The sequence below is a fragment of the Modestobacter marinus genome (assembly GCF_019799945.1).
GTDB classification, from domain to species: Bacteria; Actinomycetota; Actinomycetes; order Mycobacteriales; family Geodermatophilaceae; genus Modestobacter; species Modestobacter marinus_B.
Window position 1 is genome coordinate 64677 of record NZ_JABGCH010000022.1, and the last position, 24001, is coordinate 88677.

General features: G+C 74.5%; 23 protein-coding genes. 7 read left to right on the forward strand and 16 right to left on the reverse strand.

The annotated features are described in order from the left end of the window. Positions 1 to 7 precede the first annotated feature (7 nt). The 5 genes from HK417_RS17455 to HK417_RS17475 form a co-directional block, all read right to left on the reverse strand. Positions 8 to 856 carry an ABC transporter permease subunit gene (locus tag HK417_RS17455; protein WP_222268759.1) on the reverse strand — a complete coding sequence of 283 codons (849 nt, stop codon included), beginning with the start codon at positions 854 to 856 and terminating at the stop codon, positions 8 to 10. A 73-nt stretch (positions 857 to 929) separates the two neighbouring features. Then, a complete protein-coding gene (locus HK417_RS17460) occupies positions 930 to 1916 on the reverse strand; it encodes an ABC transporter ATP-binding protein (RefSeq protein WP_222268761.1) in 987 nt (328 codons plus the stop codon). Further along, positions 1916 to 2977, reverse strand: a complete 1062-nt coding sequence (locus HK417_RS17465) for a hypothetical protein (protein WP_222268763.1) — start codon at positions 2975 to 2977, stop codon at positions 1916 to 1918. Before HK417_RS17465 ends, HK417_RS17460 begins: the two co-directional genes overlap by 1 nt. Then, complete coding sequence (locus HK417_RS17470) at positions 2961 to 3476, reverse strand: sigma-70 family RNA polymerase sigma factor (RefSeq protein ID WP_222268765.1); 516 nt, start codon at positions 3474 to 3476, stop codon at positions 2961 to 2963. The genes HK417_RS17465 and HK417_RS17470 overlap by 17 nt, the downstream gene beginning before the upstream one ends. Positions 3477 to 3638: 162 nt before the next feature. Next, positions 3639 to 4151: a flavin reductase family protein gene (locus tag HK417_RS17475; RefSeq protein WP_222268768.1), complete on the reverse strand. Its 513-nt coding sequence runs from the start codon at positions 4149 to 4151 to the stop codon at positions 3639 to 3641. A gap of 26 nt (positions 4152 to 4177) precedes the next feature. On the opposite strand from HK417_RS17475, the gene HK417_RS26550 reads away from it, so the two are divergent. Next, on the forward strand, positions 4178 to 5596 hold the full coding sequence (locus HK417_RS26550; RefSeq protein WP_222268771.1) for a dihydrolipoyl dehydrogenase family protein: 1419 nt from the start codon (positions 4178 to 4180) through the stop codon (positions 5594 to 5596). After that, positions 5584 to 6558 (forward strand): NAD(+)/NADH kinase, encoded by a 975-nt coding sequence (locus tag HK417_RS17485; RefSeq protein ID WP_222268774.1) that lies wholly within the window; start codon positions 5584 to 5586, stop codon positions 6556 to 6558. Before HK417_RS26550 ends, HK417_RS17485 begins: the two co-directional genes overlap by 13 nt. A 9-nt stretch (positions 6559 to 6567) precedes the next feature. Here HK417_RS17485 and dhaK read toward each other — a convergent pair whose 3' ends face one another. The 5 genes from dhaK to HK417_RS17510 form a co-directional block, all read right to left on the reverse strand. Next, positions 6568 to 7563: a dihydroxyacetone kinase subunit DhaK gene (dhaK, locus tag HK417_RS17490; RefSeq protein WP_222268777.1), complete on the reverse strand. Its 996-nt coding sequence runs from the start codon at positions 7561 to 7563 to the stop codon at positions 6568 to 6570. Beyond that, positions 7560 to 8207: a dihydroxyacetone kinase subunit DhaL gene (gene dhaL, locus HK417_RS17495; protein WP_222268780.1), complete on the reverse strand. Its 648-nt coding sequence runs from the start codon at positions 8205 to 8207 to the stop codon at positions 7560 to 7562. Before dhaL ends, dhaK begins: the two co-directional genes overlap by 4 nt. Continuing rightward, positions 8204 to 9046 carry an HAD-IA family hydrolase gene (locus HK417_RS17500; protein ID WP_222268783.1) on the reverse strand — a complete coding sequence of 281 codons (843 nt, stop codon included), beginning with the start codon at positions 9044 to 9046 and terminating at the stop codon, positions 8204 to 8206. The genes dhaL and HK417_RS17500 overlap by 4 nt, the downstream gene beginning before the upstream one ends. Then, positions 9043 to 9927 (reverse strand): class II fructose-bisphosphate aldolase, encoded by an 885-nt coding sequence (locus HK417_RS17505; RefSeq protein WP_222268786.1) that lies wholly within the window; start codon positions 9925 to 9927, stop codon positions 9043 to 9045. Before HK417_RS17505 ends, HK417_RS17500 begins: the two co-directional genes overlap by 4 nt. 169 nt (positions 9928 to 10096) lie before the next feature. After that, positions 10097 to 10882: a transglutaminase-like domain-containing protein gene (locus tag HK417_RS17510; RefSeq protein ID WP_222268789.1), complete on the reverse strand. Its 786-nt coding sequence runs from the start codon at positions 10880 to 10882 to the stop codon at positions 10097 to 10099. A gap of 150 nt (positions 10883 to 11032) precedes the next feature. On the opposite strand from HK417_RS17510, the gene HK417_RS17515 reads away from it, so the two are divergent. Then, entirely contained in the window at positions 11033 to 11863 is an 831-nt protein-coding gene (locus tag HK417_RS17515) for an SGNH/GDSL hydrolase family protein (protein ID WP_222268792.1), read from the forward strand. Positions 11864 to 11936: 73 nt separating this feature from the next. Here the strand turns inward: HK417_RS17515 and HK417_RS17520 are convergent, their stop codons facing one another. Continuing rightward, complete coding sequence (locus HK417_RS17520; protein WP_308123670.1) at positions 11937 to 14357, reverse strand: putative bifunctional diguanylate cyclase/phosphodiesterase; 2421 nt, start codon at positions 14355 to 14357, stop codon at positions 11937 to 11939. Between the two features lie 89 nt (positions 14358 to 14446). Next, positions 14447 to 14869: an STAS domain-containing protein gene (locus tag HK417_RS17525; protein ID WP_222268798.1), complete on the reverse strand. Its 423-nt coding sequence runs from the start codon at positions 14867 to 14869 to the stop codon at positions 14447 to 14449. Between the two features lie 277 nt (positions 14870 to 15146). Here HK417_RS17525 and HK417_RS17530 point away from each other — a divergent pair, with 277 nt between their 5' ends. Both HK417_RS17530 and HK417_RS17535 read left to right on the forward strand, forming a co-directional pair. After that, the gene (locus HK417_RS17530; protein ID WP_222268801.1) at positions 15147 to 16181 is read left to right on the forward strand and encodes a chemotaxis protein CheB; all 1035 of its coding nucleotides are present in this window, start codon (positions 15147 to 15149) and stop codon (positions 16179 to 16181) included. A gap of 4 nt (positions 16182 to 16185) precedes the next feature. After that, the gene (locus tag HK417_RS17535; RefSeq protein ID WP_222268804.1) at positions 16186 to 18087 is read left to right on the forward strand and encodes a CheR family methyltransferase; all 1902 of its coding nucleotides are present in this window, start codon (positions 16186 to 16188) and stop codon (positions 18085 to 18087) included. A 4-nt stretch (positions 18088 to 18091) separates the two neighbouring features. Here HK417_RS17535 and HK417_RS17540 read toward each other — a convergent pair whose 3' ends face one another. Next, positions 18092 to 19402, reverse strand: coding sequence for an ANTAR domain-containing protein (locus HK417_RS17540; protein WP_222268807.1), 1311 nt, complete (start codon positions 19400 to 19402; stop codon positions 18092 to 18094). Then, positions 19386 to 19778, reverse strand: coding sequence for a hypothetical protein (locus tag HK417_RS17545; protein ID WP_222268810.1), 393 nt, complete (start codon positions 19776 to 19778; stop codon positions 19386 to 19388). The genes HK417_RS17540 and HK417_RS17545 overlap by 17 nt, the downstream gene beginning before the upstream one ends. Before the next feature lie 144 nt (positions 19779 to 19922). Between HK417_RS17545 and HK417_RS17550 the strand changes: the two genes are divergently transcribed. Then, positions 19923 to 20966, forward strand: coding sequence for an LLM class flavin-dependent oxidoreductase (locus HK417_RS17550; RefSeq protein WP_222268813.1), 1044 nt, complete (start codon positions 19923 to 19925; stop codon positions 20964 to 20966). 22 nt (positions 20967 to 20988) lie between these two features. Here HK417_RS17550 and HK417_RS17555 read toward each other — a convergent pair whose 3' ends face one another. After that, positions 20989 to 22158 carry a S1C family serine protease gene (locus HK417_RS17555; protein WP_222268815.1) on the reverse strand — a complete coding sequence of 390 codons (1170 nt, stop codon included), beginning with the start codon at positions 22156 to 22158 and terminating at the stop codon, positions 20989 to 20991. An 89-nt stretch (positions 22159 to 22247) separates the two neighbouring features. Between HK417_RS17555 and HK417_RS17560 the strand changes: the two genes are divergently transcribed. Continuing rightward, a complete protein-coding gene (locus HK417_RS17560) occupies positions 22248 to 23162 on the forward strand; it encodes a ribonuclease Z (RefSeq protein ID WP_222268818.1) in 915 nt (304 codons plus the stop codon). A gap of 130 nt (positions 23163 to 23292) precedes the next feature. Here the strand turns inward: HK417_RS17560 and HK417_RS17565 are convergent, their stop codons facing one another. Then, entirely contained in the window at positions 23293 to 23532 is a 240-nt protein-coding gene (locus HK417_RS17565) for a hypothetical protein (RefSeq protein ID WP_222268820.1), read from the reverse strand. Positions 23533 to 24001: the final 469 nt, after the last annotated feature.

The following is a 24001-nucleotide window of genomic DNA, read 5'->3' on the forward strand; positions in this document are numbered from 1 at the left end:
TCCTTCGTCAGATGTCGCGGCGCTGGAAGGACAGGGCCGTCAGCCCCCAGATCATGGCCACCCACACCGCGGCCCAGGCCAGGTAGGCCGGGGTCAGCGGAGCGTCGCTCAGGAACGGGAACCCGCCCTCGCCGGGACCCATCTGGGGCAGGGCGATCGGGTCCTGGAAGGCGTTCATGGCCCCCCGCCACAGGCCGTCGGTGGGCAGCAGCACCCGCGACACGGTGCCCACCCGCTCCACGCCCTCGTTGCCCAGGGCGCCGCCGATCCCGCCGACCACGCCCGCGACCCACGTCGCGCCGAAAAGCCCGACCGCGACGATGCCCGACGCCATCGCCGACACGACGCTGGACAGCAGCAGGGCCAAGGTCAGCAGGACCACCGTCTCGGCCGCGAGCAGCGCGAGCCCGGCGGCGGGTGCCGGTGGCCAGTAGCCGACGGTCCCCCGGACCACGAGGATCTGGGCGAGGCCGGCCAGGACCACGTACCCGCAGCCGAAGGTGACCAGGCCGAGCCACTTCCCGAGCAGGACCGACGAGCGGCGGACCGGCCGCGCGAGGAGCGCCAGCGCCTGCCCCGACTCCACCTCGCCGGCCAGCGTGGGCCCGGCGAGGAACGCCGTGCCGATCGCCGCGATGAGGCTCATCCCGAACATGATCAGGTTGAGCAGCAGGGAGGCCACGAGCCGCGCCTCGCCGCTGGTCATCGTGCCCAGCTCGGAGTCCAGGCCGACGAGCCGGGAGAAGCCCCAGGCGCTGAGCACGAGGAGCACCACGGTCAGCACCAGGAGCGCCCAGATCACCCGCCGCCGGGCGGCCTCGCGCAGGGTGAGCCCGGCGATGGTGAGCGCCGTCACGAGTCCTCCTCGCTGGCGCTCGTCGGCCACGCGACGAGCCGTGCTGTGTCCATTCGTGACCTCGCGAGCTCGGTCACGTCCCGGCCCCCACGGAACCGGGCTCCTCGTGCCGCAGGATGCCGAGCAGGCGCTCCTCGAGGCTGATCCGCACCGGCTCGACGGCGTGCACGCGAACTCCGAGGCCGACCAGGTCGCGCACGAGCTCGGGCACGGTCTCGCCGTCGTCGTCGGCCGGCAGCGCGACGGTGAACCAGTCGCCGCTGCGGGTCAGCGAGCCGGCCGCCCTCATCCGGTCCTCCGCGCGGCGGTCCGCGGAGGCCAGTCGCAGCCGCACCTCACGCTGCCCGAGGAGCTCGGCCAGCGTGCCCGAGGCCGCCACCCGGCCTCCGTCGAGGACCACCACCCGGTCGCAGACCCGCTCGACCTCGCCGATCAGGTGGGAGTTGAGCAGCACCGCCACGCCCCGTGACCTCAGTGACAGCACGAGGTCGCGGACGTCGACCCGGCCGACCGGGTCCAGGGCGCTGGTCGGCTCGTCCAGCACGACGAGATCCGGCCCCGCGACGAGGGCGACCGCGAGTCCCAGGCGCTGTTGCATGCCCTTGGAGAAGCCGCCCACCCGGTCACCGGCCCGGTCGCCGAGACCGACCAGGGCGAGGACCTCCTGCCGTTCCGCGGGCGGCACCCGGACGCCGGCGAGCCGCACGTGCAACGCCAGCACCTCCGCCGCGGTGAGCCACGGCTGGTAGCGGAAGAGCTCGGGCAGGTACCCGACCCGCGCGCGGCCGCGGGGGTCGAGGGCCGGCCGGCCGAGCAGCAGGACCTCACCGGCGTCGGGCCGGGCGAGCCCGAGGAGCATCTTGATGACCGTGGTCTTGCCCGCGCCGTTGGGGCCGAGCAGTCCGACCACCTCGCCGCGAGCCACGGTGAAGGAGACCCCGTCGACGGCGGTGCGCCGGCCGTAGCGCTTGCGCAGACCGGAGCACCACACCGCCGGCGACGGAGGCAGCCCGGCGAGGAGCTGCTCCGCCCCCCGGACATCGGGACCGGCGGCCGCCACTACCGCAGCTCGCGCGCCACGGACAGCACCTCGTCGGTGGTGAGGGTGCCGGCGACCCCGGTCAGCACGCCGTCCTCGACCCACACCACGCCGGCCATGGTGCTGTCGCGGGAGGTGAGCAGCGTGGCCGGTGAACCGTCGACGTCGGTGGTCGCACTCGTCACCAGCTCCGCGGGCACGGGCAGCGGGAGGGTCGTCCCGTCGCCGGTCAGCTCGCGCAGCTGAGCGGCGAGCTCCGCGGGCAGCCCGGGCTGGGACAGCAGGTAGTCGCGGACCGTGCTGAACGGGACCCCGTCGGAGGACACCGACGGCGCGACGGCGCGGGCGACGACGAGGGCGGGCAGCCCGCTCGACGACGACCACATCTGGACCGCACCCGGTCCGGCGGCGAGCTGGAACCGGCTGCCGTCCAGCTCGGCCGGCGGCGCGGTGCCGCCCGCCGCCACGGCCCGCTCGGCGGAGAAGGTGAACACGGCGGTCACCGGGCCGCCGGCGCTGATCGCCGGGACACCGGTCACGCCGGCCGGCAGCGAGGCGACCTCCGGAATGCTGAGCCCGGTCGCCTCCTCGGCGGCGGCCACGTCGGCGACGGGCTGCACGTCGGGCTGCTGGACGACCTCGAGGTCGCCGTACGCCGAGAGGTCCGGCAGCCGGACGAGGTCCGCGTCGCTGACCGCTACCGGCGTGACCTGCTCGGCGCGGAAGATCTGCAGCCAGTCCGCGGCCGCTGCGGCACCCGCGCCGGTGAGGACGAGGACGACGCCGAGCACGGCGACGGTCGGGCTGCGCAGGGCCGTCCGCCACCGCCGGACGGGCGCGGCCGCCGGGGCGCGGTGGGTGGCGGCGGCGTCGACGGTGACCGCGAACCGACGCCAGGCGAGGTCGACGTCCGGGGCAGCCGGGGTGTGCAGCGCCGCGGCCGCGGCCGTGGCGTCCTCGCGGGCGGTGGCCAGCCCGGTGAGGCAGACCGGACAGCCGGCGACGTGCTCGCGATCGCTGTCGGGGACGCCGGCCGGCTCGTCGAGCAGCCGGCGCAGGGTGCCGTCAGTCGGATGACGCATGTGCGTTCAACTCCTTGCGCAGGGCGGACTCGGCGCGTCGGACGGTCGTGCCGACGCTGCCGGGGGAGAGGTCGAGGGCTGCGGCGACGTCGGCGTAGCTCAGCCCGCTGTGCCGGAGGACCAGGGCGGCGGCCTGCTTGTGGGGCAGCTTCGCCAGCGCGGCGCGCACCCGGCCGCGCTCGTCGAGCACGACGACGGCGTCGGCCACGTCCGGGGCGACGTCGTCCTCGCGCGCGGCGTGCTCGCGGGAGGCCCGCCGGCGGCCGGAGCGCAGCACGTTCAGCGCCGTGTGCACCGCGGCCACGTGCAGCCACCGCGGCGCCTCCGCGGCCGGGACCACGGAGCGGCTGAAGGCCAGGAACACCTCCTGCGCCACGTCCTCGGCGTCGTCGGGCGAGCCGAGCACGCGGGCGGCCGCGGCGACGACACGGGCGTAGTCGGCGCGGAAGACCGGCTCGAGGTCGGCGCGCACGTCCCCACGGGCGGGCGGACTCGACACGCTGGCGCCCTCCCGTCCGGTCCGCCGCAGTACAGCACCCCGCGGCGCGGGCAGCACTGCTGCCGACGTCAGGGCGGGGGTGCCTCGGCCGCGCCGGATGGGGTCCACACACGTACAGCACCGCCGACGCCCCGGATGTGACGCGGCCCCGGGCGCGTCACCTCAAGTGCGGCGCCGGAGCGGTCCCCCTGACCCGTCGGTCCAGCGCCCCCGCAGCCGCAGCAGCGGGTCGCCGTCCCCCAGCACCGGCACCCCCTCCACCGCGAGCAGGACGACCACGTGGTCCCCCGCCTCGACCACCGAGGCGACCCGGCAGTCCAGCGCGGCCAGCCCGTCGTCGAGCACGATCGCGTCGCTGATCGGGGCGCGGTGCCACGGCACCGACTCCAGCAGGTGCCGGGCGCTGGGCCGGCCCGCGGAGGCGAAGCGGCTGGCCAGGATCGCGTGCTCGGCGGCGAGCACGGTCACCGCGCCGGCGCCCACGGCCTGCAGCACCTCCGCCGGGTAGCCGTCGGCGGCCAACCCGATCGCGACCAGTGGTGGATCGGCGGAGACGCTCATCAGCGAGGTGACCGTCGTCCCGACGTCGTCGATGTCGTCCCGGACGGTCAGCAGCACCACCCCGGCGGCGTACTGGCGCAGGGCGGCGGCGAACTCCTCGGGCTCGACGGGCACGGGGGCCAGTCGACCACAATGCCCCGGTGACCACCGCGGAGCAGACCTTCGACGTCGTCGTCCTGGGCGCCGGGTCGACCGGGGAGAACGTCGCCGACATCGCCGTCCGGGGCGGACTCAGCACCGTCCTCGTCGAGAGCGACCTGGTCGGCGGGGAGTGCTCGTACTGGGCGTGCATGCCGAGCAAGACGCTGCTGCGGGGCAGCGAGACGCTGGCCGAGGCCCGGTCGGTGCGCGGCGCGGCCGCGGCGGTCACCGGCGAGCAGGACGTCGCCGGCACCTTCGCCCGCCGGGACGTGGCCACCCACCACTGGGACGACGCCGGGCAGGCGCGGTGGGTCCAGGGCGCGGGCATCACCCTGGTGCGCGGCCGGGGCCGGCTGGCGGGGGAGCGGCGGGTCGTCGTCCCCACGCCGGACGGCGAGGTGGTGCTCACCGCCCGGCACGCGGTCGCCGTCTGCACCGGCTCGCGGGCCGCGATGCCGCCGGTCGACGGCCTGGCCGAGGTGCAGCCGTGGACGCCGCGCGAGGCCACCAGCGCCCGTGAGGTCCCGGGCCGGCTGCTGGTGATCGGTGGCGGCTACGTCGGCTGCGAGATGGCCACCGCCTGGCGGCAGCTGGGTGCGACGGTGACCCTGGTGCAGCGCGGTGTCCGGCTGCTGACCGGGGCCGAGCCGCAGGCCGGGGCGGCGGTCGGCGAGTCGCTGCGCCGGCTCGGCGTCGACGTCCGGCTGGGCACGCGGGTCCACGCCGTGCGGCGGAACGGCGCGGAGGTCGTGCTGACCACCTCCGCCGGTGAGCTGCGCGGGGACCAGGTGCTGGTCGCTGTCGGGCGGGCGGCCAACACCGAGGAGATCGGGGTGGAGACCGTCGGCCTCCGGCCTGGGTCGTACCTGGACGTCGACGACTCGCTGCAGGTCCGCGGCCTGCCCTGGCTGTACGGCGTGGGCGACGTCAACGGCCGGCGGCAGCTCACTCACATGGGCAAGTACCAGGCCCGGCAGGCCGGCAACGCGATCGTCACCCGCGCCCGCGGCGAGCGGGTCGACCTCACCGACTGGTCCCCGTTCGTGGCCACCGCCGACTCCCGGGCCACGCCCAGCGTCGTCTTCACCGATCCGCAGGTCGCCGCGGTCGGGATGACCAGCGCCGAGGCCGCGGTGGCGGGGCTGCCGCACCGGGTCGTCGAGTACCCGATCGGCGACGTCGCCGGCGCCAGCGTCTTCGCCGACGGCTACACCGGGACGGCGGTGGCCGTGGTCGACACCGAGCGGGAGGTGCTGCTCGGGGTGACCTTCGTCGGCGCGGGGGTCGCCGAGCTGCTGCACTCGGCGACCGTCGCGGTCGTCGGCGAGGTGCCCATCGCCCGGCTCTGGCACGCCGTCCCCTCGTACCCGACGATCAGTGAGGTGTGGCTGCGTCTGCTCGAGACGTGGCGGGGCTGACCGTGCGCGACGGCAGCCGGATCGGCCTGGTCCTGCACCCGCAGCGCGACTGCTCCACCGCGGCGGCGCAGGTGGCCGGGTGGGCCGGCCGGCACGACGTCGAGCTGGTCGCGGCGGCCGGGGACGTCGCCCGGCTGGGGCTGCAGGGGGTGCGGCCGGTGGGGGTCGAGGAGCTGGCCGGCAGCTGCGACGGGCTGATGGCCCTGGGCGGGGACGGCACCCTGCTCGGCGCGATGCGGCTGGTGGTGCGGCGGCCGGTGCCGGTGCTCGGCGTCAACTTCGGCCGGCTGGGCTTCCTCACCGAGGTGGAGGGCCGGGAGCTGGATGCGGCGCTGACCGCGATGGCCGAGGGCCGTTCGACGATCGAGTCGCGCAGCTGCCTGGCGGTGCGGGGACCGGGCTGGGAGACGGTCGCGTTCAACGACGTCGTCCTGGCCCGCGTGCCGGGGGAGGGCATGGTCGACGCGACCCTGTCGGTCTCGGGACGCCGGTACGGGCACTACCGCAGCGACGCGCTCATCGTGGCCACGCCGATGGGCTCCACCGCCTACAGCTACGCCGCCGGCGGCCCGGTGATGTCCCCGGGCGTAGAGGGGGTGCTGGTCACGCCGTCCGCGCCGCTCAACGGCATCGACCGACCGCTGGTCCTCGGTCCGGACGAGCCGCTGCACCTGTCCCTGCCCGCGGGCGCCGGGCGGCCGGCCGTGGAGGTCGACGGCCTGCTCCACGGCCGGCTCGGACCCGGCGACGAGCTGCTCGTGTCGACCCGCCGGGACGCCGGGCTGCTCGTCCGGCTCGACGACTGGGTGGCCGCCGACCGCAGCCGGGTCAAGCTCTCCCTGCTGGACCTGCCCCTGCTCCCTGAGGAGTTGCTCGAGCTGCTCCCTGAGGACCTGCGCCGCCGCCAGCCCGGTGGCGTCCCGGAGCACGGCAGCTCGCCGGACGCACCGGGCCCTCGTTGACCGTGGTCGTCAGAAGACGCGGATCGCGACCTCGGCGGGAGCTGCCAGCAGCCGCTCGATCTCGTCGTCGAGCCGGGTGAGGGTCAGCGAGGCGCCGGCCATGTCCAGCGAGGTGCAGTACTCGTTGACGTAGCTGCGTCCCACCGTGATGCCCCGCTCCTCCAGCTGCTGGTGCGCCCGCCGGAACAGGATGTACAGCTCGCTGATCGGCGTGCCGCCCAGGCCGTTGACCATCAGGGCGACCCGGTCACCGGACTGGTAGGGCAGGTCGCTGACGACGGCCTCCAGCAGCTCGTCGGCGATCTCGTCGGCGCTGGCCAGGCCCCGCCGCTCCCGGCCGGGTTCGCCGTGGATGCCCACCCCGACCTCCATCTCGTCGGGGCCCAGGTCGAACAGCGGGGAGCCCTTCGCCGGGGGCGTGCAGGCGGTGAGCGCCAGGCCCATGGTGCGGGTGACGTCGTTGACCTTGCGGCCGATCCGTACCAGCTCGTCGAGCTCAGCACCCTCCTCGGACGCCGCGCCGACCGCCTTCATCACGAAAAAGTTTCCGGCCACGCCGCGCCGGCCCACGGTGTAGGTGGAGTCCTTGACCGCCACGTCGTCGTTGATCGTGAGGATCTCGACCTTGATCCCCTCGGACTCGGCCAGCTCGCGGCCCATGTCGAAGGCCATCCGGTCGCCGGTGTAGTTGTTCACCAGCAGCAGCACGCCTTTCGGTGAGGCGAGCAGCTTGGTGGTCTCGTAGACGTAGTCCATGGGCGGGGCGGCGAAGACGTCGCCCGGACAGGCGGCGTCGAGCATGCCGCGACCGACGACCATGACGTGCGCCGGCTCGTGGCCCGACCCGGACCCCTGGACGATCGAGACCTTGTCCTGCCGCGGGGCGTCGGCCCGCATGATGAGGTTGTACTGCGGCACGTACTTGAGGGTGTCCGGGTTGGCGCGCGCGATGCCCTCGAGCATCTCGGGCACGAAGTTCTTGGGGTCGTTGACGAACTTCTTCATGACGACGCTCCCTGTGTCTGCCAGGCCTTGCTGACCCGATCGGTGATCACGGCCACCGCCATCGCTCCGGCGTCGACCGAGTCCCTGCTGCGTTCGCCCGTGTAGGACGCGCGTCCGCGCTTGGCGACCATCCCGAGGGTGGCCTCGGCCGCCTGCCGTGCCGTCTCGGCGGCGGCGGCGAGCGCCGCGGCGCCGTCGGCCCCGGAGCGCAGCTCCTGCTCCAGGCGGTCGGTGAACGGGATCAGGGCGTCCAGCAGGGTCTTGTCTCCGAGGTCGGACTGCCCGCGGGCCTTGATCCCCTCGACGGCCGCCCGGAACATGGCCACCACCTGGTCGCCGTCCAGGTCGGTCGCGTCGCCGGCGGCCATGCCGGCGCGCATGAACGCCGTTCCCCAGATCGGGCCGGACGTGCCGCCGATCCGCGAGGTGACGACCATCCCGGCCTTCTTCAGGAAGGTGCCCGGGGTGCTGCGGTCGAGGTCGTCCCAGCCCTCCAGCAGCTTCTCGAAGCCGCGGGCCAGGGAGTAGCCGAAGTCGCCGTCGCCGACGACGGAGTCCAGGTCGCCGAAGTACCGCTCGTTCTCGACGGCGGTCTCGGCGATCGTGCGGACGACGAGGTCCACCTGTTGCTGCGTGCTGGTCACGCGGGCCCTCCCTCTGCTGGTTCCTGCACCTCTCCGCGGGGCGGGCCGGAGCCGGTCGGCACCGGTTGCGGGACGAGGCACGCCCTGAGGTCGTCGAGGGTGACCAGGGGGCCCGGGTGCGCGGCGCCCCGGTTGGCGAGCACCTCGATCGGTGGCCGGCCGGGGTCCCCGAGCTCGGACACCACCAGCACGGCCTCGTCGAAGTCCTCCTCGCGGGTGTAGCCGTTGACGGTGACCAGGCAGCGCAGCCCGGCGCGGGTGGCGGCGAGCAGGCCGTTGCGGGAGTCCTCGACGACCAGCGTGTCGGCCGGGTCCAGCCCGAGCCGCTCCACGGTGAGCAGGTAGATCCCGGGGTCGGGCTTCTTGGCCGGCACCACGTCCCCGGCGAAGACCGGCACGCGCGCCGCGGCGTCGGTCCCGACGGCGTGGGTGAGCACCGCGCGCACGGAGTCCTCGGCCGAGGTGGAGGCCACCGCCACCGTCCAGCCGGCGTCCAGCGCCCCCGCGATCACCCGCGCGATCCCGGGGCGGGCGGGGATCCGCCCCTCGGCCACCAGCTGCTTGAACCGCGCCGTCTTGTACCGGTGCCAGCCGGCCAGGAGCTCGGACCGCGCGCCCTCGTCGTCCGGGACGCCGGCCGCGCGGACGAACTCCGGGTCCGCGAAGAGGCTGGCCATCCGCTCCTTGCCGCCGCCGATCCGCAGCTTCTCGGCGTAGTCGTCCTCGCTCCACCGCACCGGCAGCCCGAAGTGCTCGAAGGTCGCGTTGAAGGCCGGCAGGTGCCCGTCCCGCTCGGTGTCGGCGAGGACCCCGTCGCAGTCGAGGACGAGCGCGGTCACCAGGCCCGCCCGGAGCTGCCGAACAGCCGGATGTGGGAGCGGGCCATCTCCACCACGGCGGCCCGCTGGTGGCGGAAGAGCGACGGCGGGTCCCACGTGCCCTTCTCCTCGGCGCCCTTGAGGAACTCCAGCGCCGACTTCATGAACGCCTCTTTGAGCGCGGTGGAGATGTTGACCTTCGCGCAGCCGCGGCTGATCAGGTCGGTGAACTGCTCGTCGGACAGGCCGGTCCCGCCGTGCAGCGCCATCGGCACCCCGGTGGCCTCGACCAGGTCCGACACCCGCTGGTGGTCCAGCGTCGGTGTGGCCTTGTACTGCCCGTGCGCGTTGCCGATGGCGGGGGCGAAGCAGTCGACCTCGGTGCGCTTGATGAAGTCGACCGCGACCTCGAGGCTCTGCCGCGCCGAGGCCTCGTCGGACCCGATGCCGTCCTCGACGCCCTGGATGCCCTCGATCTCGCCCTCGACGTGGGCGCCGCGCCGTCGCGCCTCGGCGACGACCTCCTGGGTCTGGCGCAGGTTCTCCGCGACGTCGAGCTCGTGCGCGTCGAACAGCACCGAGTTCCAGCCGCCGGCGAGGCAGTCGCTGATCACCGAGCGCTCGGGGCAGTGGTCGAGGTGCAGGGTGACCGGGACGGCGACGTCGCGCGCCAGCGCGGAGAAGATCCCGAAGAGCTGGTCGCGGCCGTACTGGCGGACGGTCTTCACCGAGGTCTGCAGGATGACCGGCGCCCGCTCCTCGGCCGCGGCGGCGAGCACGCCCTCGATCGTCAGGTCGTTGAGGATGTTGAACGCGGCGACGCCGTAGCGGTCGGCCAGCGCTCGGTCGAGCATCTCCTTCATCGGGACGACGGGCACCGCGGCCTCCTGGCTCTCCTCCACCGGCCGAGCTGCCTGGAGATCGGCCTGGGCTCGGCCACGCGTGGCGGCACGCTAGAACCCCGGTCACCCCCCGGCCAGGGCGCCGACGAGCGCCCCGGACCCGCCCGGCGCTGCGACAGCGGGGCGTGCCCTCGTGGCGACGGCCCGCCAGGAGGGGCCGCCGCCGGGCTCAGGCCAGCGGGAACGGCTCGTCGCTGGGAGCGGGCAGGTCGCCGTCCACGGTGGCGGTCACCGTGACCGACCCGAACCGCGCCTGCCCGCCGAACAGGGACAGGAAGGCGGTGTCCGCCGCGTCCCGGCCGGAGCAGATGCGCACCAGGGACGACGTGGGCGCCAGCCGGGTGGCGTCGACGGTCTGCCAGACGCCGTCGACGTCGGCCTCCACGACCGCGTGGAAGTCCATCGGGTCCAGGCCGGGCGCGTAGACGGCGACCAGCCGGGCCGGGACCTCCAGTGCGCGCAGCAGGGTGATGGTCAGGTGCGCGTAGTCGCGGCAGACGCCCTGGCCGAGCAGCAGGGTGTCGACGGCGGTGTCCACCGGGCGGCTGGACCCGGCGGTGTAGATGAGCCGGTCGTGCACCCACGCGGCCACCGCGGCGACCAGCTCGACCCGCGGCCGGGTGCGGTCGAACTCGGTGGAGGCGTACCCCTCCAGCTGGTCCGAGGGGCAGTAGCGGCTGGGCCGCACGTACTCGGCCCACTCGGCCGGGGTGACCTCCCGGGGGCTCCCCGCGGAGTCCACCGAGCCGGTGTAGGTGATGGTCGTGTCGCCGGCGGGCAGCTGGAGGCGGTGCACCCGGGCGCCGGGGACGGCGACCTCCTCGGGGTCCACCGGCCGGCCGTCGGTGAGCACGGTCAGCTGCTCGCGGTCGGGCGCGGCCAGCGCGACCTGCAGCAGCGCGGTCGCCGGTGCGGGGGAGGAGAGGGTCAGCGTGCAGGCGACGTCGGTGCGCATGACCGACCATGTTGACCGTTCCACCTGTCCGCATGCGGCGGGCGGGTGTGTGTTCTCGCACTCCTGTGCTCTGCATGCCAGTGGCATGCAGAGCACAGGAGTGCGAGAACACACATGCGGGGCCGGTCCGCGGCGTGGTGCAGTGGAGTCGTGCAACCAGGCAGTGACCGACGTTCGTGGCAGCGCTACATCGCGGTGGGGGACTCCTTCACCGAGGGCCTGAGCGACCCGGACCCCGGCACCCCGGACGCCTTCCGTGGCTGGGCCGACCGGCTGGCCGGGCACCTGGCCGCCGCCTCGCCGACCGGGACCGTCGAGTACGCCAACCTCGCCGTCCGCGGACGGCTGCTGGCCCAGGTGCTCGACGAGCAGGTGCCGGTCGCGCTGGCGGCGGAGCCGGACCTGGTGAGCCTGGTCGCGGGTGGGAACGACCTGCTGCGCCCGGGCGTGGACCCGGACCGGCTGGCGGCCGACCTGGAGACCGCGGTCGCCGCCTTCCGGGAGATCGGGGCCGACGTCCTGCTGGCCACCGGGGTCGACCCGCGGCAGACGCCGATCATCCGGCGCACCCGCGGCCGGGTCGCGGTGTTCAACAGCCACCTGTGGTCGATCGCGGCCCGGCACGGCGCCGTCGTCCTCGACCAGTGGGGCGCCGCCTGGCTGCAGGACCTTCGGATGTGGGACCCGGGTGACCGCATCCACCTGACCAGCGAGGGTCACCGCCGCACCGCGCTGGCCGCCGCGTCCGCGCTCGGCGTGCCGGTGGCGGGGGACGACGGCTGGCGGACCCCGCTGGAGCCGGCGCCGCCCCGGCCGGCCCGCGAGGTGGCCGCCCAGGAGCTCGCCTGGGTGCGGGGCTTCGTGCTGCCCTGGATCGGGCGCCGGCTCACCGGCCGCTCCTCCGGCGACGGCCGCACGCCCAAGCGGGCCACGCCGCAGCCGCTGTCGACCGGACCCGCCCTCGAGGACACGATCCGCTGACGCCCCGACCCGCTGCGCGGGTTGGACCGCCGGGCTCCGGAGCGCGCCACGGGGGCGCTCCGGAGCCCCGTGGTCAGCGCTCGTCGCCGGAGCCGGGGCCCCAGAACGGCGAGCGGGTCGGGCGCTGGAACGACGGGTCGGACCGGGGGTGCGGCTCCGCCTCGCCGCGGTCGCCGGCCTCCGCCGCGTCCCGGGGCTCGGGCACGCCGCCCTGGCGCGAGGCCGCGGACAGCAGCGCCTGCAGCTCGGCGAAGGCGGTGGAGTCGGAGAACACCGTCGGGTCGAACGAGCGGGCCGGCTGCCGCGGCTGCTCGCGCTCCGCGGGCTCCCGGGGCGGGGCGGCGGCCGACGGCTGCTCTGCGGTGGCCGGGGCCGGCACCAGGTCGGGGACGACCCGCAGCCGGGGGAAGCCGGCCGGGGTGGCCCCGTCGGCGGGGTCCACCTCGTCCTGTGGTTCGGCGAAGTCGCGCGGCGCCGGCTCCGGCACCAGCCCGGCCGACACCGGGCCGAACGGGCCGGGCGGCAGGACGGCGAACGCGTCCAGCTGCGGCACCGCGGCGGTGCCCGGCTCGGCGTCGACCTCGGCGTCCAGGTCCTCCTCGAGCTCGTCGTCGAGCTCGTCGAGTTCGTCGAGTTCGTCGTCGTCGGCCGGGAGCTCGGCGACGGTGGCCTCGTCCTCGCCGTCCTCCGTCTCGTCGACCGGGAGCGCCGGCAGGTCGACCAGGTCCTGGAGGTCGGCCTCCTCGGTGATCTCGTCCAGCTCGCGGGCCGGCAGCGGCGCCGGGCGGCCGAACGCGTAGCCCTGCGCCATCGCGCAGCCGTGCTCCCGCAGCCAGCGGGCCTGCTCGCCGTCCTCGATGCCCTCGGCGATCACCTGCAGGCCCATGCCCTGGCCGAGCTGGAGCAGGCCCTGCACCAGCGCGGCGGTGGCCGGCTGGGTGACCACGTCGGCCACGAAGGACCGGTCGATCTTCACGGTGTGGATCGGCAGCCGGTGCAGCGCCGTGATCGCCGAGTAGCCGGTGCCGAAGTCGTCCAGCGCCAGGGTCACGCCGCTCTCGGTCACCGTGTCGACGGCGTTCAGGGTGGCGTCGGCGGCGAACAGCGCCGTGGACTCGGTAATCTCCAGCTCCAGCCGCTCCGGCGGCAGGCCGGACTCGGCCAGCGCGTCGGCGACCAGCTCGGCGAAGCCGGGCTCGGCCAGGTGCCGCGCGGAGATGTTCACGTGGACGCGCAGGTGCGGCTCCCAGCCGGCGGCGTCCCAGCAAGCCTGGTGCAGCACCCACTCGCCCAGCCGGGAGGTGAGCCGGTTGTTCTCGGCCGCGGACAGGAACGCGCCTGGGGGCAGCAGCCCCCGGCTGGGGTGCTGCCAGCGGATCAGCGCCTCGTAGCCGAGCAGCCGCTCGTCGTCGAGGGAGACGATCGGCTGGTAGAACAGCCGCAGCTGCCCGGTCTCCAGTGCCTGCCGCAGCTCGGTCTCCAGCTGGAGCTGGTCCACGTACCCCTCGCCGAGGGCGCCGTCGTGCACCTCGACCCGGCCGCGACCGCCGCCGGCCTTGGCCCGCGCCAGCGCGCTGTGGGCCTGGCGCAGCAGCGCCTCCGGGGCGAGGTCCGAGCCGAGGGTCACCCCCACCCCGGCGGACAGGATGACGTCCCGGCCGCCCACGTGGAAGGGCTCGTCGAGGACGCTGAGCAGCCGGTCGGCGAGGGAGCGCAGGCCGTCGACGTCCTCGATCTCCTCGGCCAGGACGAGGAACTCGTCGGCGCCGAACCGGACGGCGGTGTCCTCGACCCGGGTGCTCCAGCGCAGCCGGTCGGCGACCTGGCAGAGCAGTTGGTCGCCCCCTTCGTGCCCGAGCGAGTCGTTGACCGCGGTGAACCGGTCGAGGTCGAGGTGCAGCAGGCCGACGCTGGTGCCGCGGCGCCGGGCGATCGCCAGCGCCCGCTGCAGCCGCTCGGTCAGCGCCCGCCGGTTGGGCAGCCCGGTCAGCGGGTCGGTGTAGGCCCGCCGGACGAGGTCCTCCTCGGCCCGCCGACGATCGGTGGTGTCGACCAGGGAGAGCAGGAGGAACTGCGGCTCGCCGTTGGTGCGGTGCACGAGCTCCTGGCTCTGGTGCACCCAGATGCTCTCGCCGTCGGCCCGCCGCAGCCGCCGCTCACCGGTGACCTCGAGCTGGGGGTCGAGCAGCGGGGTGCCGGGCACGTGCTCGGTGGCCCGGTCCTCGAGCGGGACGTCGTCGGGATGGGTCAACAGGTCCAGGTGCCGGCCGACCAGCTCGCCGGCGGTGCGGCCGGTGAGCTCGCAGAAGGCCGGGTTGACGACGAGCATCCGGCCGTCGGGGGCGACGACGGCCTTGGCGATGGGGGCGGCGAGGAACAGGGCGCGGAAGAGCTGGCCGCGGTCGGCCAGCAGCACGTCGGCCGCCGTCAGCCGCTGTCCGGGGGCGCCGTGCTGCCCGGAGGCGCTCGGCGACTCGGCTGCTGAGGTCGTCACGCTCACAGGGTCGCTCATCGAAGGCCCGGGATCGCGCAACCCGGACAGGGACGTCGTGTTCGTGCCGTCACAGAGAGTGAGGAAGCGGGTCAGGCGGTGGCGGTGCGAAGAGCGAGACGGGTGGTGCGCTCGGCGCGGGGCTGCAGCTCGCGGCGGGCGGTCAGGTTGATCGCCGCGGCGGGCGGCTCCGTCCCGGTCAGGCAGTCGAGCCCGGCGAGGGCGAGCAACCGGCCGACGCAGCGGCTGGCCCGCAGGACCCGCAGGTCGCGTCCGCCCGCCCGCAGCCGCCGGCTGGCCACGACGAGCGCGCGCAGCCCGCCCGCGTCGCAGAAGGTGACGTCGGCCGCGTCCACGCTGAGCACGCGGTGGCCGGTGACTGCGAGGGCCTCGAGGGCCTCGAGCAGGTCGTGTGCGGAGTCCCGGTCGAGCTCACCGGACAGCAGCACGGCGCCGCCCGGCCAGTCGACGGTGACGGCCAGCGTAGACGACGCAGAGGTGGTCGGGATGGGCACGGCGTTCCCCCTGGAGGGCGCCGGAGAGAACGGAGCGGTGAGCTCCGCGCACCGACCGACGCCTGGACGTGCGGTGTGAGGCCGGAGCTTCGACCCGTGACAGGAACGCTAACCCGCCCTCACCAGCGTTGTCGAGGCATCGCGCGCCGACCTCGTCCCCCGTCCAGGTCGCGGACCCCACAGGGCCTCCGGGGGACCGCGGGGGGCCTACCGTTCTCACCACCGTCGGGGTCCGACTGTGGGCGGCGGACCGGGGTGGACAGGACGGAGCACCATCGTGGGACGGCGAGACGTGGTGGTCATCGGCGCCTCCGCCGGCGGGATCGAGGCGCTGCGCGAGCTGCTCGGCACCCTTCCGGAGGACCTCGCGGCGACGGTGCTCGTGGTCGTCCACATGCCGGCGACGGTGAACAGCGCACTGCCGGCGATCCTCGCCCGGGCGGCCACGATGCCGGTGGTCCAGGCCCACGACGGTCTCCCGCTGGAGCCCGGATCGGTGGTGGTCGCCGTCCCCGACCGGCACCTGCTGGTGCGCGACGGGCGCGTCGCGCTCTCCCGCGGGCCGCGGGAGAACGGTCACCGGCCGGCGGTCGACACCCTCTTCCGCTCGGCGGCACACAGCGCCGGCGACCGGGTGGTGAGCATCGTGCTGTCCGGTGCGATGGACGACGGCACGGCCGGCACCATCGCCGTGCGGGCCCGCGGCGGGGTGTGCCTGGCGCAGGACCCGGCCGAGGCGCTGTACCCGAGCATGCCGCAGCACGCGATCCAGGTCGGCGGCGCCGAGTACGTGGTCCCGGTGGCGGGGATGGCCGCGCTGCTCACCCGGCTGGTGGCCGAGGAGGTCGCCGAGGACGTCCCCCCGGCGGGGGACCTGATGGACATGGAGACGTCGTTGGCCCACTTCGATGCGGACGCGCTGAACGACGACGACCGGCCCGGTGATCCCTCCGGGTTCGGCTGCCCCAGCTGCCACGGAGCGCTGTTCACGATCACCGAGGGCGGGATGGAGCGCTACCGCTGCCGGGTCGGGCACGCCTGGTCCCCGGAGGCGCTCGCATCCGAGCAGTCGCAGGCACTGGAGGGAGCGCTGTGGATGGCGCTGCGCGGCCTGGAGGAGCGGGCGGCGCTGAGCCTGCGGATGGGACAGCGCGCCGAGGAGCGCGGTCACCCGCACAGCGCCCGCGCCTTCCAGCAGCGGCACGACGAGGCACAGCAGGCCGCACTGGTGCTGCGAGGACTGCTCCAGCGGGGGGAGCTGAGCGACGAGGCCGGACCGGACGTCGCGCGGGACGGTGCCGGGGAGGCCTGATCCGATGAGCGAGCAGGAACCGGACGTGCCGGACGACCTGGCCGAGGACGAGCAGCAGGCCGACGCCGCCGCCGGTCGGCACCCGGACTTCGAGGCGCTGCTGGTGTACCTCCGGGAACGGCGCGGGTTCGACTTCACCGGGTACAAGCGGCCCAGCCTCGTCCGGCGGGTGGGCCGGCGCATGGCCGAGATCGGCATCTCCTCGGTGGCTGACTACCAGGACTTCCTGGAGGTGCACCCCGAAGAGTTCACCCCGCTGTTCAACACCATCCTGATCAACGTCACGAGCTTCTTCCGGGACCGGCCGGCGTGGGAGCACCTGCGCGACCGGCTCCTCCCGGACCTGCTCGCCTCCGCCGGCCCCGTCATCCGGGTGTGGAGCGCGGGGTCGGCGTCCGGGCAGGAGGCGTACAGCCTGGCGATCATGCTGGCCGACGAGCTCGGCACCGAGCAGTTCCGCGAGCGCGTCAAGATTTACGCCACCGACGTCGACGAGGAGGCGCTCGCCCAGGCCCGGCAGGCGCTGTACACCGAGCGGGAGCTGTCCGGGCTGACCCCCGAGCAGGTCGACGCGTACTTCCAGCCCGAGGGTGCCCGCTGGGCGTTCCGCAAGGACCTGCGGAGGTCGGTGATCTTCGGTCGCAACGACCTGGTGCAGGACGCGCCGATCTCGCACGTCGACCTGCTGCTGTGCCGCAACACGCTGATGTACTTCAACGTCGAGACGCAGAACCGGATCCTCGGCCGGCTCCACTTCGCGCTGAACCCGCACGGTCTCCTCTTCCTCGGCAAGGCCGAGATGCTGTTGTCCCACGCCCAGCTGTTCACCCCGGTGGACCTGACCCGGCGCTTCTTCCGGCGGCGGGACGTCGGGTCGACGCAGGACCGGCGGGGCGTGCCGGTGCTCCTCCGCGGGGCCGCTGAGGCCACCGGCGGGGACCTGCCCCGGCTGCGCCGGGAGGCGATGCTCGCCGGTCCGGCCGCCCAGCTCGCCCTCGATGCGGGGGGCCGGCTGGCGATGGTGAACCGCCAGGCCGAGCGCGTGTTCCGGGTGGACCAGCGGGACGTCGGCCGCCCGTTCCAGGACCTGGAGATCTCGTACCGGCCGGTGGAGCTGCGCGCGGCCCTCGCCGAGGCGATCACCTCACGGCGGCCGCTGTGGTTGCGCGGGGTCGAGCGGCACCGCCCGGGCCAGGAGTCCGACCACTACGACGTGCAGCTGGTGCCGCTCTTCCGGGAGGACGAGACGCTGCTCGGGACGACGGTCATCTTCGAGGACGTCACGCAGTACCGGCGCCTGCAGCACGAGCTCGAGTTCGCCAACCGGCAGCTGGAGACGGCGTACGAGGAGCTCCAGTCGACCAACGAGGAGCTGGAGACCACCAACGAGGAGCTCCAGTCGACCGTCGAGGAGCTGGAGACCACCAACGAGGAGCTCCAGTCGACCAACGAGGAACTGGAGACGATGAACGAGGAGCTGCAGTCGATGAACGACGAGCTCCACACCACGAACGAGGAGCTACGCAGCTCCACCGAGGAGGTCGCCTCGCTCAACCAGTTCATGACCGGCGTGCTCAGCAGCTTCCGCGCCGGCGTGGTCGTGGTCGACACGGAGCTGCGGGTGCTCGTCTGGAACGCCGCGGCCGAGGAGCTCTGGGGTCTCCGGCCGGACGAGGTGGCCGGGCAGCAGCTGAACGACCTGGACATCGGGCTGCCGGTCCAGCAGGTGTACCCGCTGCTGCGGCGGCAGGTGTCCGGCGACGGGCCGCCGCACGACGCGGTCGCGCTGGACGCGGTGAACCGCCGGGGCCGTCCGGTACGCGTGCGCGTCACGGTGAGCGCGTTCAACCAGCCTCCCGGCGAGCGAAGTGGCGCCGTCCTCCTGATGGACCCGATCGACCGCTGAGCGGTCAGCGGCGCAACGCGGCGAGCACCGTCCCGGCGTCACCCTCGACGACCAGGCGCGCCAGGTCCCGCACCTTGATGTTCAGTCGTGAGCTCAACGCCACCAGCCGGGCCCAGGCCTCGTCGGGGCCGATCCCCAGGTGCGCCATGAGGACGCCCTTGGCCTGGTCGATCGTCGCCCGGGAGGTGAGCGCATGCTCGAGGTTGGCGGACAGCCGCTGCAGCGACTCCCGCTCCGCGACCGTCTGCAACACGCCCGCGACCGCGCCGGCGACGAGCTCGGCGATCTGCCGGTTCGACGGCCCGAACGCGTGCCGGTGCGACGAGTAGACGTTGACCACGCCGCGGCGCTCCCCTTCCATGCCCACCGGGAGGGCCAGCACGCTGCGCACCGGGGCGTCAGCCGCCAGCTTGGCGAGCATCGGCCACCGGACGGCGTCGGGGACGTCGGGGCTGAGGACGACGGAGCCGTCGGCGTACGCCGTCCAGCACGGGCCCTCCTGGGCCTGGAGCTGCAGCCCGTCGAACGCCTGCGCCTCCAGCGAGTCGGTGGCCAGCCGCTGAGGGTCGCTCGGGGAGCCCAGGGTGATGCTCACCCAGTCGGCGGCCGGCACGGCCCCGCGCACCAGGACCGCCATGCGGGCGAGCAGCCGTTGCTGGTCGGACTCGTCGGTGGGGAGCATCGACAGACCCGCGAGGGAGGCGGCCAGACCGAGCGAGTCGGGCTGGTGCTCGAAGCTCGGGGAGTCCGCGGGGCCGCCGGTGGGTGACCGGCCGTTCGGGACCTGGGGCATGACCAGCCACTGGACCCGCGCCAGGCTCCGATCGGCGTGCGCGGTCTCAGCGAAGCCGAACAGCTCCGCGCCGCCGTCGCCGTCCTGCCGGGGGCGGACGGTGATCGTCGCCCGGAGCTCGGTCAGCGCACCGGACGCGAGGTCCCGCAGCGCGTCCCGGAAGGTGGTGATGTCGGCGGGATGGAGGAAGACGCTCAGCGGCTTGCCGTACAGCCGGTGGAGCCCCACGCGCAGGTGGCCGGCCAGCGCCGGGTTGGCGTCGAGCAGCTGGCCGTGGCCGTCGGTGACGGCCAGCCCGACCGGCAGCAACGCGGATAGCTGGGTGCGCCACCGTCGCTGGGCGTCGTAGCGCAGGAGCAGGTCCTGGAGCTGCTCCTGCTGGACCCGGAGCTCCTCCTCGGCGACGCTCCGCTCCTCGCTCGCGGTGTCCAGCCGGATGAGCTGCTCGAGGACGGCGTCCGCCGGGCCGGCCGGGAGCGGAAGGCCCGGCTCGCGGCCACGAGGCTCAGACGCCGTCGTCACGGCGGGCCTCCTCGGCCGCCGCCCGTCGGTCCTCCGCGGCCGCCAGCCGGCCGGCGGCCGCGTGCTCCCGGTGCTCCTGCGCCTCGCGCCGGTGGGCCTCGACGTCGCCGACGCCGCGGTCGGCCGCCCAGTCGTGCAGGGCGGCGCTCCGCTCGTGCGCCTCGGCGGCGCGCTCGTGCCCGGCGACCGCCCGCTCGTGGGCCTGCCGGGCGAGCTCGTGGGCGTGCTCGGCGTGCTCCCGGGCGCGGCGCGCGTCCTCGGGCCCGGGCTTTCGGCCACCCTTGATCTCCTGCAGGCGCTCGGCCAGCTGGGAGCTACGGCGCGCGGCCTCCTCGGCACGACCGGCGGCCCGCCGCGTCACGTCCTCGGTGTCCATGGCCTCGCCCTTCCCCCGGGAGCCTGGGACGACCAGCGGACACATCATGCCCCCCACTGGGCCTCCCGCGCCGTGGCTGCAGATCCGGGAACACCGCCGCGCTCTCCGGCGCTGCCGCGTCCGGAGACGAGAGAGGTGGACGTCATGGAGAAGCGGATCGGCTTCCTGTCCTTCGGGCACTGGCAGCCCGTCCCCGGGTCGCAGGTGCGCACCGGGCGGGACGCCCTGGTGCAGAGCGTCGAGCTGGCGGTGGCCGCCGAGGAGCTCGGCGTCGACGGGGCGTACGTGCGGGTGCACCACTTCGCCCGGCAGTTGGCGTCGCCGTTTCCGCTGCTCGCGGCGATGGCGGCCCGCACGAGCCGGATCGAGGTCGGCACCGGCGTCGTCGACATGCGGTACGAGAACCCGCTGTACATGGCCGAGGAGGCCGCCGCGACCGATCTGCTCGGCGACGGGCGGCTGCAGCTCGGCGTGAGCCGCGGGTCGCCGGAGACGGCGCTGCGCGGCTCGGAGGCATTCGGGTACGTGCCGGCCGAGGGCAGCAGCGACGCGGAGCTCGCCCGGGAGAAGACGGCGCTGTTCCTCGCCGCCATCAGCGGGGCCGCCGTGGTCGACGCCGATCCCCGGATGACCGGTCAGCTCGGCGGCCGGCTGGCGGTCCAGCCCCAGTCGCCGGGGTTGCGCGAGCGGATCTGGTGGGGCTCGGGAACTCGTTCCACCGCTGCGTGGACGGCGCAGCAGGGGATGAACCTGATGAGCTCCACGCTGCTCAGCGAGGACACCGGGGTGCCCTTCGACGAGCTGCAGGCCGAGCAGATCGGGCTGTTCCGGGCCGCGTGGAAGGAGGCCGGCTGGGAGTGGGAGCCGCGGGTCTCGGTGAGCCGGTCGGTCATGCCGATCACCACGGACCTGGACCGGCAGTACTTCGGCGACGACCGGGAGAGCCGGGACCAGGTCGGTCTGCTCGAGGGCGTTCGGGCCCGGTTCGGGAAGAGCTACGCCGGCGAGCCGGACCAGCTCGCCGAGGAGCTGGCCGAGGACGCCGCCGTCCGGGAGGCCGACACCCTGCTGCTGACCGTGCCGAACATGCTCGGTGTCGACTACAACGCCCGCCTGCTGCAGACGATCACCGAGCACGTCGCACCGGCGATCGGCTGGGTCCACCCCGCGCGGCGGACCGCGGGCTGACGGGCCCGCTCCGCTCTGCAGGTCAGTCCGCCGGGCCGGCTGCCAGGGTGACCGTCGCCGAGTGCCCGGTGCCGGTGGTGTCGATCCAGGTGACCGTCACCTGGTCGCCGGGGTCGTAGCTGGACAGCGCGCTGGTCAGGTCGCCCGGCGAGGTCACCGTCGTCCCGCCGACGGCGGTGATGACGTCGCCGGTCGCGAGTCCCGCCGCGGCGGCCGGCCCGTCGGGGACGACGCCCGCGACCGCCGCACCGCCGCTGACGGCGGTCCGCACGGAGACCCCGAGGAACGCGGGGAGGCCCTGGTGGACCGTCTCGTCGTCGACGCCGGCGGTGATCTGCTCGGCGAGGTCGAGGGCCGTGTCGATCGGGATCGCGTAGGACTGGACGGCGCCGCCGGTGGAGGCCGCGGTGTCCATGCCGACCACCTCGCCCTCGGCGTCGAACAGCGGCCCGCCGGAGTCGCCGGCCTGCACGTCGGCGTTCGTCTCGATCAGCCCGGTGAGTTGCTCGGTGTCGCTGCCTGTCTCGTCGGTCGCGGTGATCGACTGGTCCAGCGAGGTGACCGTGCCGGCCGCGGCACTGGTCGAGGTGGGATCGCCGCCGGCGTTGCCCACCGCGGTGACGGCGTCGCCGACGGCCGCGCCGCCGTCGTCGTCGGCCTGCACGGTGTCCAGCCCGGCGGCGCCGGCGAGCTGCAGGACGGCGACGTCCTCGGTCGGGGCGGTGCCGACGACGGTGGCCGGGTAGCTCTGGCCGGTGCTCAGCACGGTCACCGTGATGCTCGTGGCGCCTTCGATGACGTGGTTGTTGGTGAGGACCTCGCCGTCGGAGGTGAGGATCATCCCGGTGCCGGCCGCCTCGGCGTCCTGGTAGCCCAGCACGGTGGTGATGTCGACGACGCCGACGAGCTGGTCGGCGGTGGCGGTCCCGGCGGCCGTGGTCGTCGCCGACGACCCGGTCCCGCTCGGGGAGCCGGCGCCGGGCAGGAAGCCGGCGCGGCCGGAGGAGATGACCGGTTCGGACGGCGCGGTCGTGGTCCGGGCCGCGCTGCTCCAGGTGTGGTCGTCCAGCGCGGCCTGCACGCCGAACACCGCGCTCGCGGCGATGCCCGCGGCGCCGAGAGCACCGATCGCCACCGTGGTCGTCCGCCGGCGCTGGGCAGGAGGGGCCGGCGCCTCAGGGATCTCGTTCACGAGGACAGGAAAGGCCCCGAGGTGAGGAGGGACCTGTGCGCCGGCCGGGAGTTCGCTGCGGACGCCCGCGGATCGCTAGCGTGCCGGGGGTGGCGGCCCGCGAACTCGTCGTCTTCGGCACCTCGAGCCAGGCCCCGACCCGCGACCGCAACCACAACGGCTACTTCCTCCGCTGGGACTCCCTCGGCCTGCTGTTCGACCCGGGGGAGGGCACGCAGCGGCAGATGCTGCTGGCCGGGGTGCCGAGCAGCGCGGTCGACCGGATCTGCCTGAGCCACTTCCACGGCGACCACTGCCTCGGGCTGCCGGGGGTGGTGCAGCGCCTGTCGCTGGACCGCGTGGCACACCCGGTGCACGCGCACTACCCGGCGTCCGGGCAGGAGTTCTTCGACCGGCTGCGGCACGCGTCGGTGTTCCACGAGGTCGCCGACCTGCGCCCGGCGCCGGTCGCGGACGACGGGCCGGTGGCCACCGGCCGGTTCGGGACGCTCGAGGCGCGCCGGCTCAGCCACCCGGTCGAGTCCTTCGGCTACCGCCTGGTGGAGCCGGACGGACGGCGGATGCTGCCCGGGCGCCTCGCCGAGCTCGGGGTCGCCGGCCCGGACGTGGGCCGGCTGCAGGCCACCGGATCGCTGGCCGTCGGAGGGCGCACGGTGCGCGTGGAGCAGGTCAGCGTGCCGCGGTCCGGGCAGCGGTTCGCGTTCGTCATGGACACCCGGCTCTGCGACGCGGTGTTCGCGCTCGCCGACGGGGTGGACCTGCTGGTGGTCGAGGCGACGTTCCTCGAGGAGGACGCCGCGCTGGCCGAGCAGTTCGGCCACCTGACCGCCCGCCAGGCCGGCCGGGTCGCGGCGGAGTGCGGGGTGCGGCGGCTCGTGCTCACGCACTTCTCGCAGCGGTACCGGGACCCGGCGCGGTTCGCCGAGGAGGTCCGGGCGGTGTTCGACGGGGACGTCGTCGTCGCCGAGGACCTGCAGGTCGTCCCGGTGCCCTGGCGGGCCTGAGGAGTCGGGCGTCACCGGTCCGCTCCCTCGGCCTCCCGCGGCGGCCGCTCCGGCTCCCGTCAGGTACTCCTGGGCCGGTTGACTCGGCTCAGCGGCCAGGGGCACCGGGGCCGACGTCCCGGGCGCTCGATCAGCCGCTGAGTCGCGACCTCAGCAGCTGCTTGCCCTGCTCAGCGCCCTTGCGGCTTTCCGACTGCGCCTTGCGGAAGAGGTCGGCGAGCTCGCTGTCGCCGTCGCGGTCCGCGTCCTGGACGTAGCTCTCCAGACGAAGCGCATTGCTCAGGCACTGCTCGGTGAACCAGATGAGGTTGTAGTCCTTGTCCCGCGTCCCGGTGACCTCTCCGGTCTCCTGGCCACTCCCAGTGCTCATGTCCGCTCCTTCGCTTCGGTGAGGAGTCCGGTCTACTCGCCGACAGTCGGCTGCGTCCAGCACTCCCTGCCCGGCGTTCTCATCGAGCTGTCCGGCCGGGCGGGACCCCCGTCCGGCGGTGCGGACCAGGAGGGCCAGCAGCATCGGGATGGTCCTGCTGCTGCTCCGCCGAGCGAGTGCGCCACGCTCCAGCAGCCGAGCGGGCAGCGGTTCATCACCGCTGCCGCCTTCTGGCCAGCTCTGCGCGCCGCCGCCGTGGTGTCGCCCCGGTCGGAACGATCGCCACCAGGAGTCGGATGGGCCGGCGAGCCGGCCCTGGGTCCTGCCGACGCACACGTGCCCGTGCACGTGCACGTGGTGTGCCCGCCCGGCAGGGATCGAACAGCGGCGAACACTAGCCCGGGGCTTTCACGTCAGCCGTTGATCAGCGAGGTCGGGATATAGGAAAGGTGCTCCTGACCTGCAAGGA